General features: G+C 69.4%; 15 protein-coding genes. 13 read left to right on the top strand and 2 right to left on the bottom strand.

Annotated elements, in window-relative coordinates; all coding sequences use genetic code 11:
• Position 1 precedes the first annotated feature (1 nt).
• The 13 genes from DFS13_RS17785 to DFS13_RS17725 all read left to right on the top strand — a co-directional run bounded on the left by DFS13_RS17785 (position 2) and on the right by DFS13_RS17725 (position 13,620).
• Positions 2–919, top strand: a complete 918-nt coding sequence (locus DFS13_RS17785; RefSeq protein WP_060264173.1) for a dihydrodipicolinate synthase family protein — start codon at positions 2–4, stop codon at positions 917–919.
• Between the two features lie 97 nt (positions 920–1,016).
• Entirely contained in the window at positions 1,017–2,309 is a 1,293-nt protein-coding gene (locus DFS13_RS17780; RefSeq protein ID WP_111441933.1) for an MFS transporter, read from the top strand.
• A gap of 40 nt (positions 2,310–2,349) precedes the next feature.
• Positions 2,350–3,297: a YncE family protein gene (locus tag DFS13_RS17775; protein ID WP_111441932.1), complete on the top strand. Its 948-nt coding sequence runs from the start codon at positions 2,350–2,352 to the stop codon at positions 3,295–3,297.
• Position 3,298: 1 nt separating this feature from the next.
• A complete protein-coding gene (locus tag DFS13_RS17770; protein ID WP_111441931.1) occupies positions 3,299–4,258 on the top strand; it encodes an amidohydrolase in 960 nt (319 codons plus the stop codon).
• Positions 4,259–4,469: 211 nt separating this feature from the next.
• The gene (locus DFS13_RS17765) at positions 4,470–5,735 is read left to right on the top strand and encodes a sugar ABC transporter substrate-binding protein (protein ID WP_012493008.1); all 1,266 of its coding nucleotides are present in this window, start codon (positions 4,470–4,472) and stop codon (positions 5,733–5,735) included.
• Positions 5,719–6,678, top strand: a complete 960-nt coding sequence (locus DFS13_RS17760; RefSeq protein WP_006494551.1) for a carbohydrate ABC transporter permease — start codon at positions 5,719–5,721, stop codon at positions 6,676–6,678. The genes DFS13_RS17765 and DFS13_RS17760 overlap by 17 nt, the downstream gene beginning before the upstream one ends.
• Positions 6,666–7,493: a carbohydrate ABC transporter permease gene (locus tag DFS13_RS17755; RefSeq protein ID WP_006482351.1), complete on the top strand. Its 828-nt coding sequence runs from the start codon at positions 6,666–6,668 to the stop codon at positions 7,491–7,493. The genes DFS13_RS17760 and DFS13_RS17755 overlap by 13 nt, the downstream gene beginning before the upstream one ends.
• A gap of 10 nt (positions 7,494–7,503) precedes the next feature.
• Positions 7,504–8,538 (top strand): NAD(P)-dependent alcohol dehydrogenase, encoded by a 1,035-nt coding sequence (locus tag DFS13_RS17750; protein ID WP_060212181.1) that lies wholly within the window; start codon positions 7,504–7,506, stop codon positions 8,536–8,538.
• Between the two features lie 3 nt (positions 8,539–8,541).
• Positions 8,542–9,735, top strand: a complete 1,194-nt coding sequence (locus tag DFS13_RS17745) for an ABC transporter ATP-binding protein (protein WP_069352698.1) — start codon at positions 8,542–8,544, stop codon at positions 9,733–9,735.
• Positions 9,736–9,764: 29 nt separating this feature from the next.
• Positions 9,765–10,700, top strand: coding sequence for an AraC family transcriptional regulator (locus DFS13_RS17740; protein ID WP_006482319.1), 936 nt, complete (start codon positions 9,765–9,767; stop codon positions 10,698–10,700).
• A complete protein-coding gene (gene xylB, locus DFS13_RS17735) occupies positions 10,697–12,163 on the top strand; it encodes a xylulokinase (protein ID WP_111441930.1) in 1,467 nt (488 codons plus the stop codon). Before DFS13_RS17740 ends, xylB begins: the two co-directional genes overlap by 4 nt.
• Before the next feature lie 82 nt (positions 12,164–12,245).
• Positions 12,246–13,301 (top strand): MerR family transcriptional regulator, encoded by a 1,056-nt coding sequence (locus tag DFS13_RS17730; RefSeq protein ID WP_111441929.1) that lies wholly within the window; start codon positions 12,246–12,248, stop codon positions 13,299–13,301.
• Between the two features lie 31 nt (positions 13,302–13,332).
• On the top strand, positions 13,333–13,620 hold the full coding sequence (locus tag DFS13_RS17725; RefSeq protein WP_027813915.1) for a barstar family protein: 288 nt from the start codon (positions 13,333–13,335) through the stop codon (positions 13,618–13,620).
• Between the two features lie 112 nt (positions 13,621–13,732).
• On the opposite strand, the gene DFS13_RS17720 is transcribed toward DFS13_RS17725, so the two are convergent.
• Together DFS13_RS17720 and DFS13_RS17715 are read right to left on the bottom strand one after the other, a co-directional pair.
• A complete protein-coding gene (locus DFS13_RS17720; RefSeq protein WP_111441928.1) occupies positions 13,733–14,548 on the bottom strand; it encodes a carboxylesterase in 816 nt (271 codons plus the stop codon).
• A 13-nt stretch (positions 14,549–14,561) separates the two neighbouring features.
• Complete coding sequence (locus tag DFS13_RS17715) at positions 14,562–15,854, bottom strand: MASE1 domain-containing protein (RefSeq protein ID WP_006482331.1); 1,293 nt, start codon at positions 15,852–15,854, stop codon at positions 14,562–14,564.
• Between the last annotated feature and the right edge of the window lie 142 nt (positions 15,855–15,996).

Here is a 15,996-nt window from a genome sequence, read left to right as displayed (position 1 = left end):
CATGAACGCACGCTACCAGGGCGTCTTTCCCGTCGTGCCGACGATCTTCGACGCGCACGGCGCGCTCGATCTCGACGGCCAGCGCCGCTGCGTCGATTTCATGATCGATGCCGGTTCGCACGGCCTCTGCATCCACGCGAACTACTCCGAGCAGTTCGCGCTCGGCGACGACGAACGCGATCTCATCACGCGCACCACGCTCGAGCACGTCGCGGGCCGCGTGCCGGTGATCGTCACGACGTCGCACTTCAGCGCGCGGATCTGTGCGCAGCGCAATCGCGAGGCCCAGGCGCTCGGTGCCGCGATGGTGATGGTCATGCCCCCGTACCACGGCGCGACGTTCCGCGTGCCCGAGGCCCAGGTGCGCGCGTACTTCCGCGACGTCGCCGACGGCCTCGACATTCCGCTGATGATCCAGGACGCGCCGGCGAGCGGCGTCGCGTTGTCCGCCTCGCTGCTCGCGACGCTCGCGCGCGAAATCGACGCCGTGTCGTATTTCAAGATCGAGACGGCCGGCGCCGCGTCGAAGCTGCGCGAGCTGATCGCGCTCGGCGGCGATGCGATCGAGGGGCCGTGGGACGGCGAGGAAGGCATCACGCTGCTCGCCGATCTCGACGCCGGCGCGACCGGCGCGATGACGGGCGGCGGCTATCCGGACGGGATTCGCCGGATCACCGACGCGTATTTCGCCGGCCGCCGCGACGATGCCTACGACGCGTACGCGCGCTGGCTGCCGCTGATCAACTACGAGAACCGGCAGTCGGGCTTCCTCACCGCGAAGGCGCTGATGAAGGAAGGCGGCGTGATCGCGTGCGACCGGCCGCGTTCGCCGTGGCCCGAGCTGCCTCCGCAGGTACGCGCGGGGTTGCTCGACACGGCGCGGCGGCTCGATCCGCTCGTGCTGCGCTGGGGGCGCTAGCGACCGTTTTTGCACCCGCAACGCGCGTGCGTTGCGCCTCGGCGTGACGGCGGCCCGACAGAAGGCCGCCGCCGCTCATCGGATGGATGGAGACACCATGAACCTGCTGAACCCCGCCACCCCGGCCTACGACGCCGGCGAAGCCATTCCGCGCCGCCGCTGGCTGCGCGTGATTCCGCCGCTGCTGCTCGCGTGCATCATTTCCTACATGGACCGCGTGAACATCGCGTTCGCGATGCCCGGCGGGATGAACGCCGATCTCGGCATGGATGCGACGATGGCCGGCCTCGCCGGCGGCATCTTCTTCTTCGGCTACCTGTTCCTGCAGATTCCCGGCGGCCGGCGCGCGGCGCTCGGCAGCGGCAAGGCCTTCATCGCGTGGTCGCTCGTGAGCTGGGCCGTGCTGTCGGTGCTGACCGGGCTCGTCACGCACACGTGGCAGTTGCTCGCGCTGCGCTTCCTGCTCGGCGTGGCCGAGGGCGGGATGCTGCCGGTCGTGCTGACGATGGTCAGCCATTGGTTTCCCGACCGCGAACGCGGCCGCGCGAATGCGATGGTCATCCTGTTCGTGCCGCTCGCCGGCATGATCACCGCGCCGCTGTCCGGCTTCATCCTCGCCGCATACGACTGGCATCGCCTGTTCTTCTGCGCGGGCGCGCTGTCGCTGCTGTGCCTCGTCGTCTGGATGCTGTTCGCCGACGACGGCCCGGAGACCGCGCGCTGGGTGTCGCCGCGCGAGAAGGCGTACATCCTCGACGCGCTGCGCGACGAGCAGGAACGCAAGCGCGCGGCCGGCACGCCGGCGGCCACGTCGTTCGGCGCGCTGCTGCGCCACCCGACGATCTGGCTGCTCATCGCGATCAACTTCTGCTATCAGGCCGGCATCTACGGCTATACGATGTGGTTGCCGACCCTGCTGAAAAATCTCACGCACAGCGGGATGGGCCGGGTCGGCCTGCTCGCGATGCTGCCGTACGTCGCGATGGTGATCGGGATGCTCGTCACGTCGTATTGGTCCGACCGGACCGGCAAGCGACGCCTGTTCGTGCTGCTGCCGCTCGTCGGATTCGCCGCGTGCCTCGCGCTGTCGGTGCTCACGCATGCATCGATGGCCGTGTCGTTCGCGTTCCTGATCGGCTGCGGCTTCTTCCTGCAGGCGGCGGCCGGCGTGTTCTGGGCGATTCCGCCGAAGCTCTGCAGCGTCGAGGCGGCCGGCAGCGCCCGCGGCCTGATCAACGCGCTCGGCAATCTCGGCGGCTTCTGCGGCCCGTATGCGGTCGGCGTGCTGACGCAGCACGTGAGCGCGGCGGCCGGCGTCTACAGCCTCGCGGCCACGCTCGCGGTAGCCGGGCTGCTCGCGCTGACGCTGCCGAAGCGCTGCGAGGGCTGACGAACCCGCGCGACAGCGAACGACACACCGGAGACCCATCATGAACGACATCCTGCTGCTGGTGCAGAAATGCGCCCACACTTTCAGCTTCTACGACCTCGACACGAAAGCGCCGCTCAAGCACATCGTGCTGCCGAACTTCCCGCACGAATTCGCCGTCGACGTGAACGGCCGCTACGCGTACGTCGGCATCTTCGGAATCGAGACCGCGTGGTCGCGCGGCCATGAAGGCGATCACCGGATCGCCGAGATCGATCTCGTCGAGCGCACGCACACGCGCATGCTCGACCTGTGGCCGTACTACCGGCCGCACGGGATGGCGAGCGACCGCGACGGCCGGCTGTATGCGATGAGCGAAGCGCACGACATGCTGCTCGTATTCGACGAGCCGACCCGCCAGCCCGTGCCGAACATGGCCGTGCCGTCCGGCGGCGTGAAAACGCACCTCGTGACGCTCACGCGCGACGCGAGCCGTGCGTACGGCGTGCACCTGCTGTCGAACACGGTCACGCAGTTTCATCCACGCGACGCGACGGTCGCGCCACGCGCGGTGATGCCCGGCCCACGCCCCGAAGGCAACGCGCTGTCGAGCGACGAGCGCACGCTGTTCGTCGCGAATCGCGGCGACGACACGCTGGTCGAGATCGACACGGAGACGATGACCTGCGGCCGCCGCGTAAAAACGCGCAGCGACCCGAACCGCATCTACCGGACGAGCGCGCCCGACGGCCGCGACCTGCTGCTGTTGACCAACTCCGGCGAGCGGTCGATCTCGGTGTTCGACGCGCGGCAGCTCGAGGAGATCGAGCGCATCGCGCTGCCAGCCAATCCGACCGCGCTGTCGTTCCATCCGTCGCGGCGCGTCGCGTACGTGTCGTTCCAGGACGACCATGTGCGCGAACTCGACCTCGACGCGTGGCGCTTCGTCGGTGCGCTCGCGACGCTGCGCGAGCCCGATGCGTCGTACGTGCTCGCCGGCGCGCGCTGACATGCGCGACGAAGCGCCGCCCGACGGCATGCCCGATGCGCTCGTCGATGCGCATCACCACCTGTGGCAGCTCGATGCGGGCGCGCACTACCCGTGGCTGCAGGCGCACTATGACCCCGCACGCTTCATGTTCGGCGACTACGCGGCGCTGTGCCGCAACTTCGACGTCGACGATTTCCGGCACGCGGCGCAATGCGCGCCGCTCGTCGCCAGCGTGCACGTCGAAGCCGAACGCGCGCGCGACGAGGCGCTCGCGGAAACGCGCTGGCTGCATGAAGTCGCGGCCGCGCACGCGCTGCCGTCGGCGATCGTCGCGTGGGTCGACCTGCTGGCCGGCGATGCGGACGAACGGCTCGCCGAACAGGCCGCGTGGCCGCACGTGCGCGGCGTGCGGTTCAAGCCGCGCACCGCGGCTGCGCCGGACGCATCGATCGACGAGCCGGGCGCGCTGCGTGATCCGCGCTGGCCGGCCGCGCTCGAACGCCTCGCCGCGCACGGCCTGAGCTGGGATCTGCGCGTGCCGTTCTGGCATCTCGGCGACGCGGCCGCGATGCTGGTCGATGCACCCGACGTCGATGTCGTGCTCGAACACGCGGGGCTGCCGTGGGACCGTTCCGAAGCCGGACTCGCGCGTTGGCGCGGCGGCATGGCGGCGCTCGCCGCGTTGCCGCGCGTGACCGTGAAAATCTCCGAGCTCGGCCTGCGCGATGCGGCGTGGAACGACGCGGACAACGCGCGGATCATCCGCGACACGATCGCGATCTTCGGCTGGCGGCGCTGCCTGTTCGCCAGCAATTTCCCGGTCGCCGGACTGCGCGTGTCCTATCCCGCACTGCTGCGCACGTTCGCCGGCGCGATCGCGCACCTCGACGGCCCCGCGCGCCGCGCGATCTGGCACGACAACGCGCTGCGCGTCTACCGGATCGCGCTCGACGCGCCGCATCGACCGGCGCGCGGGTAACGCCGCGCGTCCGCCGTTCGTCCGCGCCGGGCCGGCCTCGCGCCGCCCCCCGACCACCACATTTTGTGCATCGCACGACCGAACCTGAGCAAAAAGTATCGGTTCGCGAATTCTTTTGATGTGGTGATCGCATCGCCCCCGTCACACCATTGTCCCTGCCGTCATCGGCGGCATTCGAACAAGCAGAATCAAGGAGACACGGGTGAACAAGATGCGAATCGTCGCAGCCGGCCTGCTGCTCGGCGCCTGTCTGCCGGGCGTCGCGGCCGCGCAAACCTGCAAGGTGCCGACCCTTCGGGTGCTCGCGCAGAAGAGCCTCGGCCTGTCGGTGATGGAGAAATCGCTGGCCGACTACGAGAAGAAGAACGGCACCAAGGTCGAGATCAGCTATTTCGGCGAAAACGACCGCCGCGCGAAATCGCGGCTCGACGCGTCGACCGGCGCGGGTTCGTACCAGATCTACTACGTCGACGAGGCGAACGTCGCCGAATTCGCGTCGGCCAACTGGATCGTGCCGCTCCTGAAGTACTACCCGAAGGACTACGACTACGACGACTTCCTGCCCGGCCGCCGCGCGGTCGCGAGCTACAACGGCGTCGCGTACTTCGCGCCGCTGATCGGCGGCGGCGACTTCCTGTTCTACCGCCGCGACCTGCTCGACGCCGCGCACATCCCGGTGCCGAAGACGCTCGACCAGCTCGTCGCCGCGATCAGGAAGCTCAACGCGCCGCCGAAGCTGTACGGCTGGGTCGCGCGCGGCCAGCGCGGCTCGGGGATGAACGTGTGGCGCTGGTCGCCGTTCATGCTCGGGATGGGCGGCGCGTGGACCGACAAGGGCGGCCAGCCCGCGTTCAATTCGCCGGCCGCGGTGAAGGCCACGCAGCTCTACAGCGACCTGTTCAAGTACGCGCCCCCCGGCTCGGCGACCTACGACTGGAGCAACGCGCTCGAAGCGTTCCGCTCGGGCAAGGTCGCGTTCATGATCGAATCGACGCCGTTCGCGGACTGGATGGAAGATGCGAGCAAGTCGAGCGTGGCCGGCAAGGTCGGCTATACGCGGCCGCCCGCGCCGCTGCCGTCGGCCGCGTACGGGCACGGCTTCGCGATCTCGGCGGTCGGCGCAAAGGACGACTGCACGCGGATGGCCGCCGGCCGCTTCATCGCGTGGGCGACCAGCAAGGACCAGGAGCAGGCGCGGCTGCGCAACGGCGTGTTCAGCGACTACAACCGCTCCAGCACGATCGCCAGCCCGTACTTCAAGCAGCACGTCGCGCCGCAGATCCAGGCCGGGCTGAACGACACCAACCCCGTCACGCAGGTGACGATCTGGCGGACGCCGCAGTGGCCGGATATCGGCGACAACCTCGGCATCGCGCTCGAACAGGTGTTCACCGGCACGCAGACGGACATCCGCGGCACGCTCGACGACGCGGACCAGTATGCGAAGGACGCGCTCGAACATGGCGCTCGCAAATGACGGCACGGGCGGACGCACGCTCGGCGTCCGCCCGGCCCCTTCCGCAACGTCGGTCCGGCGCGGCCGCGCGCGCCGCGACCGCACGAGCCTGCCGTGGGTGTTCCTCGCGCCGACGCTCGCGCTGCTCGCGGTCCTGAGCCTCGTCCCGACGATCGCCGCGATCAATCTCGCGCTGCGCAACCGCGTGCTGCGCTACCCGGACAGCGAATACGTCGGCCTGCGCAACTTCGTCCGGCTCGCGTCGGACCGGCGCTTCCTGAACGCGATCGAGGTGTCGGTGCTGTGGGAAGTCGTCACGGTCGCCGGCGCGGTGCTGGTCGGGATCGCGCTCGCGGTGTTCCTGTTCGAGCGCGTGCACGGCCGCTGGCGCCGCTTCGCGTCGCTGGTGCTGATCATGCCGGTGCTGCTGCCGCGCGTGTCGGCCGCGTTCATCTGGAAGTTCATGTACGCGCCGCTCACCGGCATCCTGAGCTGGCTGCTCGGCACGCTCGGCGTCGAGCACACCGCGTTTCTCGCCGATCCGCATCTCGCGCTGTACGCGGTCGCGCTCGTCGACGTGTGGCAGTGGGGGCTGTTCTTCGCGGTCGTGATCCTGAAGCTGCTGGAAACGCTGCCGCCGGAGCCGCTCGAGGCCGCGCGGCTCGACTACGCGACGACCTGGCAGGTGCATGCGTACATCGCGCTGCCGATGCTGAAGGCGCCGCTCGTCAGTCTCGTGTTCATCAAGATGGTCGAATCGCTGCGCTCGTTCGACCTGATCTACGTGATGACCAAGGGCGGCCCCGGCATCGCGACCGAAACGCTCGATCTCTACGCGTACCAGCAGGGCATCGGCCTCGCCGGCAAGGTGTCGTATGCGTCGGGCATGGCCGTGCTGATGATGGTCGCGACCACGCTGGTCTTCACGCTCATCTGGAAGAGGGTCAACAAATGGGACGACTGATGGCCCGCCGCGGCCCCGCCGCCGTTTCCACCGTCGCGATCGCCGGCGCGATCCTGCTCGTCGCCGCGTTCCCGCTGTTCTGGGCCGTGCTCAATTCGCTCAAGCACCTGCTCGACATCGTCACGCCGACGCCGCGCTTCTTCTTCACGCCGACGCTCGCGAACTACGAACAGGTGCTGTCGAGCCCCGAAGTGCTGATCGGGCTCGGCAACAGCATCGCGATCGTCGGCGCGGCCGTGCTGATCGGCGCCGTGCTCGGCGTGCCGGCCGCGTATGCGATCGCGCGCTACCCGGTGCGCGGCAAGCGCGACATCCAGTTCTTCCTGCTGTCGCTGCGGTTCCTGCCACCCGTCGCGGTCGCATTGCCGTTGATCGCGATCTGGGTCGATCTCGGGCTGTACGACACCAAGCTGTCGATGATCGTCACGTACCTGCTCGTCACGCTGTCGACCATCACGTGGCTGTCGATCCCGGTGTTCCGCCGGCTGCCGCGCGAGATCGAGGAAGCCGCCGCGCTCGACGGCTACGGCCCGTACGCGGTGTTCTGGCACATCGCGCTGCCGGTGTGCGCGAGCACGCTGCTCGGCGGCATCGTGTTCAGCTTCGTGCTGGTGTGGAACGAACTGATGATCGCGCTCGCCCTCACGTCGTCGCGCAGCGCGACGCTGCCGGTGGTCGCGTCCGCGTTCACGTCGCTCGGCCAGGAAGTGCCGTGGGGCGTGATCAACGCGTCGACGGTGCTGCTCGCGCTGCCGCCGCTCGTCTTCGTCGGCATGCTGAGCCGCCTGCTCAATTCGATGGTCAAGGGAAAATAAGGAGAACACGTTGAAAGCGCTCGTACTCGAACGCACGCGCGAGCTCGCGCTGCGCGACATCGACCTGCCGCAAGCGGTCGGCCCCGGCGACGTCCGGATCAAGGTCCATACGGTCGGCGTCTGCGGCAGCGACGTGCATTACTACGTTCACGGCGGGATCGGCCCGTTCCGCGTCGATGCGCCGATGGTGCTCGGCCATGAAGCGTCCGGCACGATCGTCGAGACCGGCGCCGACGTCACGCACCTGCGCGTCGGCGACCGCGTGTGCATGGAGCCCGGCGTGCCGCGCCTCGATTCGCCCGCGACGCTGCGCGGGCTCTACAACCTCGATCCCGACGTGCGCTTCTGGGCGACGCCGCCGATCCACGGCTGCCTGACGCCGTTCGTCGTGCATCCGGCCGCGTTCACGTACCGGCTGCCCGACAACGTGTCGTTCGCCGAAGGCGCGATCGTCGAGCCGCTGTCGATCGGCCTGCAGGCCGCGAAGAAGGCGGCGATGAAGCCCGGCGACCTCGCGGTCGTGATCGGCGCCGGCACGATCGGCGCGATGACGGCGCTCGCCGCGCTCGCCGGCGGCGCCGCGCGCGTGATTCTCGCCGACGTCGTGCCGGACAAGCTCGCGCTGTTCGCCGGCAACCCGGCCGTCACGACCGTCGACGTGCGTACGCGGCCGCTGGCCGACGCGGTGGCCGAAGCGTCCGGCGGCTGGGGCGCGGACGTCGTGTTCGAGGCGAGCGGCAGCGCGAATGCGTATGCGGGCCTCGTCGACCTGATGTGCCCGGGCGGCTGCGCGGTGCTGATCGGGATGCCGGTCGCGCCGGTGCCGCTCGACGTGGTCGCGCTGCAGGCGAAGGAGGGCCGCATCGAATCGGTGTTCCGCTACGCGAACATCTTCCCGCGCGCGCTCGCGCTGATCGCGTCCGGCGCGATCGACGTGAAGCCGTTCATCTCGCGCACGTTCCCGTTTTCCGAAGGCGTGCGCGCGTTCGAGGAAGCGGCGAGCGGACACCCGCGCGACGTCAAGATTCAGATCGAAATGGATTGAGCCATGGCCCAGATCACCTGCAAGGCTTTGTCGAAGCACTACGACGGCGGCCCCGCCGTGCTGCATCCGCTCGACCTCGAGATCGCCGACGGCGAATTCATCGTGCTGCTCGGCCCGTCCGGCTGCGGCAAGTCGACGATGCTGCGGATGATCGCGGGCCTCGAGGCGATCACCGGCGGCGAGCTCGTGATCGGCGATGCGGTCGTCAACGACCTGCCGTCGCGCGAGCGCAATGTGGCGATGGTGTTCCAGAACTATGCGCTGTATCCGCACATGACGGTGTACGACAACATCGCGTTCGGCCTGCGGCGGCTGAAGGTGCCGGCCGACGAGATCGACCGCCGCGTGCGCGACGTCGCGCGCATCCTGAGCCTCGACGCGCTGCTCGACCGCCGTCCGCGCGCGATGTCGGGCGGCCAGCAGCAGCGCGCGGCGATCGCGCGCGCGATGATCAAGACGCCCGCCGTGTTCCTGTTCGACGAGCCGCTGTCGAACCTCGACGCGAAGCTGCGCACGCAGTTGCGCGGCGACATCAAGCGGCTGCACCGGCAACTGAAGACGACCACGCTGTACGTCACGCACGATCAGCTCGAGGCGATGACGCTCGCCGACCGCGTCGTGCTGATGCGCGGCGGCCACATCGAGCAGATCGGCACGCCGGCCGAGCTGTACGGCCAGCCGCACACGGTATTCGCGGCCGGGTTCGTCGGCACGCCGGCAATGAACTTCGCGGACGGCACGATCGCGCGCATCGGCACGAACGTGCTGCTCGACTGCAACGGCGCGCGCTGGCCGCTCGCGTCCTCGCGCTTCGCACGGCTGCAGGACGGCCAGCGGGTGAAGGCCGCGATCCGCCCGAACCACCTGCAACTCGTCGCCGAAGGCGATCCGACCCCGGGCACGCTCACGCTGACCGGCACGGTCGAACTCGTCGAGCTGCTCGGCGCCGAGGCGCTCGTCACGCTGGACTGGCGCGGCCAGCCGTGCGCGGCCCTCGTGCCGGCCCCGATGGCCCCGGCGCCGGGCGCCGTGGTAGCGTTCCGCTTCGACGAAGAAGCCCTGCATCTGTTCGACGCCGGCACCGAGCGCAACGTCACGCTGCCGGACGCGAACCCGATCGCGCACGCGGCGCCGCCGGCGGCCGCGACGCGCACCACGCCGCCTGCCGCGACGGGCTGGTCGATGTCCCGTTCGTAGCACGCCGGCACGCCCCGACGGAGTACACGATGAACCCGGATCTCGAGATCGTTCCCACCCACCGCGACGAATCGTTTCGCGCGTGGGTTCACGACTATCCGCATTCGGTCGCGAAGTGGCACTTCCATCCCGAGTACGAGATTCATCTGATCCAGGCGTCGCACGGCAAGGTGTTCGTCGGCGACCACATCGGCGATTTCGGCCCCGGCAACCTGATCGTCACCGGGCCGAACCTGCCGCACAACTGGGTCAGCGAGCTGGCCGACGGCGAACGCGTGCCGTCGCGCGACGTCGTGCTGCAGTTCTCGCGCGATGCGATCGAGAAGATGGTCGGCGCGTTCAGCGAGCTGCAGCCGGTGATCGACCTGATCGACGATGCGGCGCGCGGCGTGCAGTTTCCCGACCGCGTGGGCATCGAGGTCGCGCCGCTGATGCTCGAACTCGCGAATGCGCACGGCTGCCGCCGCGTCGAGATCCTGATGTCGCTGTTCGACCGGCTGTCGTCGTGCCGCGAGCGGCGCGTGCTCGCCGGCCCCGGCTACCGCAGCGACGCGCAGCACTACATGTCGTCGACCATCAACCAGGTGCTGTCGTACCTGCAGCAGAACCTGCCCGGCATGCTGCGCGAAGCCGACGTCGCCGCGTTCGCCGGCATGAGCGTCAGCACCTTCACGCGGTTTTTCCGGCGTCATACCGGCTCGTCGTTCGTGCGCTACCTGAACCGGCTGCGCATCAACGAAGCGTGCGAGCTGCTGATGTTTTCCGACCTGACGGTGACCGACATCTGCTACCGGGTTGGCTTCAACAACCTGTCGAACTTCAACCGTCAGTTTCTCGCGATGAAGCAGGTGCCGCCGTCGAAGTTCCGCGCGCTGCACCGGCTCAACGAACCGCACGGTCGCGACGACGCGCCGCCCCCGCGACGCGCGCCGCCCCGCGCCCCAGACAGGACGCTTCATACGTGACATATCTCGGCATCGACCTCGGCACGTCCGAGGTCAAGGTTCTGCTCACCGATTCCCGATCGGTGCCCCTCGCGACCGGCTCGGCCGCGCTGTCGATCAGCCGGCCGCATCCGCACTGGTCCGAACAAAGCCCGCAGGCGTGGTGGCACGCGATGCTCGACGCGATCGCGTCGGTGCGCGCCGCGCATCCGGCCGGCTTCGCCGCGCTGCGCGGCATCGCGCTGTCCGGCCAGATGCACGGCGCGACGCTGATCGACCGCGCGGACCAGGTGCTGCGCCCCGCGATCCTGTGGAACGACACGCGCGCCGGCACCGAATGCGTCGAGCTGGAAGCGCTGGTGCCGGAATCGCGCGCGATCACCGGCAACATGGCGATGCCCGGCTTCACCGCGCCGAAGCTGCTGTGGCTCGCGAAATACGAGCCCGCCGTGTTTCGCGCGGTCCACAAGGTGCTGCTGCCGAAGGACTACCTGATCTGGCGCCTGTCCGGCGAATTCGTGTCCGACATGTCCGACGCGGCGGGCACGCTGTGGCTCGACTGCGCGCGCCGCGACTGGTCGGACCGGATGCTCGCCGCAACCGAGCTGTCGCGCGCGCAGATGCCGCGCCTCGTCGAAGGCAACGCGCCCGCCGCGCAGTTGCGCGATGCGTTGCGGCGCGAATGGGGCATCGACGGGCCCGTGACGATCGCCGGCGGCGCCGGCGACAACGCGGCGTCCGCGATCGGCATGGGGGTCACGGGCGCCGGCAGCGGCTTCCTGTCGCTCGGCACGTCGGGCGTGCTGTTCGCCGGCAACGACCGCTTCGCGCCGAACCCGGACGCCGCCGTGCACGCGTTCTGCCACTGCGTCGAAGGACGCTGGCACCAGATGAGCGTGATCCTGTCGGCGGCCGCGAGCCTCGACTGGCTCGCGCGTGCGCACGGCACGACCGCCGGCGCGCTCGCTGCGCGCGCCGAACGCGCCGATCCGGCCCGCGCGCCGCTGTTCCTGCCGTATCTCGGCGGCGAGCGCACGCCGCACAACGACGCGCATGCGCGCGGCGTGTTCTTCGGGCTGTCGAACGAACACGATGCGGACGATCTCGCGTATGCGGTGATGGAAGGCGTCGCGTTCGCGATGGCCGACGGCTACGACGCGCTGCGCGCGGCCGGCACGACGCTCGACGCGGTGTCCTTCATCGGCGGCGGCTCGAAGAGCGCGTTCTGGGCGCGGCTGTGCGCGAATGCGACCGGGCTCGCGATGCAGCGCCATGCGGACGGCGCGGTCGGCGCGGCACTCGGCGCCGCGCGGCTCGCGCGGCTGGCGGCGACGAACGACACGCTGGAGGAGGTCTGCGTCGCGCCGCCCGTCACGGAGACGGTCGCGCCCGATGCCGGGTCGGTCGATCTGCTGGCGGGGCGGCTCGCGCGCTACCGGCGGTTGTATCGCGCGCTGCGGGACGAGTTCGCGGCGGCCGACTGAACGCCCGCGCGATCGCGCTTGACCCGGCCCTTGGGATCGCCTTTATGCTGGGCGCAACGAATCGACAGCAAAGAGGTGACGGATGGGTACCGCCACACCCGGCTTGAACGCGTCGGCCGCCGCCGCGCGGCTCGGCGTCTCGATCAAGGCGCTGCGGTTGTACGAGCGGCACGGCCTCGTCACGCCGGCGCGCACGCCGGCCGGATACCGCACGTACGGCCCGGACGATCTCGCCCGCGCCGCCGACATCGCGGCACTGCGCAAGCTCGGCCTCACGCTCGCGCAGGTCGCGAGCGTGCTCGACGGCGACGCGCGCGGTCTCGACGCAGCGCTGGCCGCCCACGAAGCGGCGCTCGATCACGGGATTCACGATTTCGTCAGCAAGCTCGACCGCGTGCGCGCGATGCGCGCCGGCCTGGCACGCGGGCGGATGCCGGCGGACGGCGAACTCACGCGGCTGCTCGACCCCGGCAGCGCCGGCGTCGCGTTCAGCCTGCCGTGGCCGTGGGGCGGCGAGTGGTTCGAGTGTCGCGATATCCGGCCGCTGAACTACATCATCGGTTCGCTGGGGAGCGGCAAGACGCGGCTCGCGCTTCGGCTGGCGGAGGCGCTGCCTGGCGCCGTGTTCGTCGGCCTCGATCGGCTGGACGACGATTGTGCGACGGCATCCGACGCATTGCGCGCCGATCCGCAACTGAAGTCACGTGTGGACCGCACGTCGGCGTTGCTCGTCGGCACGGGCGCGACGCCTTCGGCGGCGCTGACCGCGCTGCTCGTCAGCCTCGAAGCGGAAAGTCCGCGCGTGCGGATCGTCGACCTGATCGAGCAGGGCCTCGATCGGGCCACGCAACTGGCGCTGATCGCGCATCTGCGCGACAGCGCGGCCGCCGGCATGCGGCCGCTGTTCCTGCTGACGCGCTCGACGGCGATCCTCGATCTCGCGGCGGTCGGTCCCGACGAAACCATCCTGTTGTGCCCGGCCAATCACAGCCCGCCCGCACGCGTCGCGCCTTACCCGGGCGCACCCGGGTATGAAGCCGTGGCCACGTGCCTGGCGGCGCCGGAAGTCCGCGAGCGGATCGCGCGGCGGCCGGAAGCGCGCGCTATGATGCTCGGTACGGAACGCGAAATGAATTGAATGTTTCGCGACCTGTCCGTCGGAGAACATGATGGCACGCGACACGCGGGTAGAAATCGAACTCGACGATATCGAATCGACCGAACAGTTGCACGTACGACTGATGAAGAAGTTGAGTTTCCCGGATTGGTATGGAAGAAACTGGGATGCGTTCTGGGACGCCATTACCGCGCTGGTCGATATGCCGCTCATTCTCCGGCTGAAAGGCTGGTCGGAATTCGAACGCCGCTTTCCCCGCGACGCGAAGCTGATGCGCGACTGCCTGCAGGACATGGCCCGGCAATATCCGGCCTTCGCACCCCGTGTCGAATACGATTGATCGAACTCGCCGCGAGCCGCAAGATCGCGCGTCCGTTCCTTCCAGACTAGATCGCGACAACCTCAAATGGATTTGCCCCCGGATTGACGCCATTGTGACGGTTGCGCCACCGTCACGATCCCAGCCGCCCCATCCTCCGCGCCATCGCCGGGCTTACCGCATGCACGGGATCGAAGCCGAAGAATTCGAGCACGTGCCGCGCGACGTCGTCGCGATCGTTGTCCGCGCAGATCATGTGATAGCTGTTCTCCAGCACGATCCCGCGCGCGTCGGGCAGCTTCTCCAGCAGGAAGTCGGCCGAGCGCAGGCTCGTCAGCTCGTCCTCGCGCGCATGCAGCACGAGCGTCGGGCACGGCGTGCCGGCCGCGGCGTCGAGCGCCCAGTCGCGCATCCGGTCCACCTGCCGCACGCACGCGAGCGGCACCCACGCATAGTGGAAACTGTCCTGCCGCTCGAACTTCTTCTTCACGCTCGCGCGGATCGTCGCGTTCTTGATGCCGAACGGATCGCCTTCCTCCACGCGCATTCGCTCGGCGACACCCGGCACGCGGTACAGCACGTGCCGCAGCGACCGGTACCACGGCGTCGACCAGCCGTCGATGAACATCGGCGTCGCCAGCAGCGCGAGCCGGCCGCGCGCATGCTGCACGCGATGACACAGCAGCAGCGCGACGAGCGCGCCCATGCACATCCCCGCGACGTGCAGCGTGTCGTACTCGCGCGCCAGCGCGCGGTATTGCTCGGTCACCGCATCGAGCCACGCCTCCGCCCGCACGCCGACCAGATCCTCCGGGCGCGTGCCGTGCCCCGGCAGCGTGATCATGTGCGTGTCGCCGCCCGCGCGCCGCATCGCCTTGTGCAGCGAACCGAGATCGTATTGCGTGCCGCCGAGCCCGTGGATCAGCAGCACGCCCGTGCGGCCCGTCATGACGCGTACCCGCTCATTCGTCCGCCGGCCACACGCGCTCGAGCTGCCACACGCCCGCCACCACCGTCACGTCGACGTTCGAATCCAGCAGCGGCGCACCGTGGTCGGTGATCGTCCGCGTGCCGCCGTCGCGCAGCACGATACGCAGCGACAGCGACGCGCGGTCCTCGCCCGCGATCTCCGCATTCCAGTAGTCGCGCAGCGCGTCGCGATCGCCCGGCTGCACGCGTTCGAGCACGAGCGGCACGGTCGCGATCTGCGCGGCGTCGACGCCGACGCCGAACACTCGCTCGACGTCGCCACTCCATTCGATCCGGCCCGACTCGGGATCGAGCACGTACGCGATCTGGCCGGCGCTCGCGAGCGCGAGCTCCATGTTGTTCTGCAGGACGGCCGCATGCTCGTGGACGCGCTCGCGCGTCGTCTTCAGCGTGCTCACCGTCAGCACCAGCAGCGACGCGACCGCCAGATAGAGCTGCGCTTCGAGCAGCGCACTGCCGTAATGCGCGTGAAGCGACGCGAACGGGCCGTCGCCTTGTGCGGTCTGCTCGATCACGATCAGCGCGAGCACCAGCACCGACGACGAACCCGCCCGGCCGCCGAGCAGCAGCGTCACCGCGACCGTCAGGAACAACGGGACATACGTGAGCGCGAAGCCGGCGCCCGTGCCGAATTTCCGCGACGTATCGCCGTCGAAGATCACGAGCGCGACGGCCGCGAGCAGCACGAACGCGACGATGCCGAGCACCAGGTCGAAGCGCTCGTGGTCGCCCGAGCGGTGCGCGCGAAAGCGCGACCACGACGCGAGCACCGGCGTGACCAGCAGCACGCCGACGAAATCGGATGCGGCCCACACCGACCACACGTCGAAGAACGGCGCGCCCTTGAGCGTCGTGTACCACGCCGCGCCGCCGATCGCGCCGACGACGCCCGCGATCATCCCGGCGAGGATCACCGAGCGCAGGAAATACAGCCCTTCGAGCGAAAAGCGCACGCGCTGCACGAGCCAGACCGCGAGCGCGGCCGCGCCGACCTCGTCGACCGTGAACAGCACCGCGTTGACGAGGCTGCCGTGCTCGATGGCGGTCAGCGCGAGCTGCCCGACCAGGAACGCGCCGGCCAGCGTCAGCCAGTCGCGCATCGGCCGCAGCATGAATGCGCCGACCGTCACGCCGGCCGGCAGCCAGATGTAGCCCGTCAGCCGGACGGGGCCGTTGAATTCGTGCGAGATGTAGCCGGTCGCGAGATACAGCGCCGCCCAGAGCAGCGCGGCGACGAGCCCCGGCCGCGATCGTTTGGTGTCCATCGAGAATCCCTGTGTATTGCGCCGTGCGTGCGAGCGATGTGCGAATGATAGGCGGGCGGGTTGAACGGCGGAATACCGGACGGCGGCAGCACGTTCGGGGCACCGGCGCGCGCCCGCAAGCTGGCGAGTGTGACCGGCAAGG

The sequence above is a fragment of the Burkholderia sp. 28_3 genome (assembly GCF_003253915.1).
Classification (GTDB): Bacteria; Pseudomonadota; Gammaproteobacteria; order Burkholderiales; family Burkholderiaceae; genus Burkholderia; species Burkholderia cenocepacia.
The sequence above is the reverse complement of the archived record's forward strand: the minus strand, read 5'-3'. Positions and strand labels throughout refer to the sequence as shown.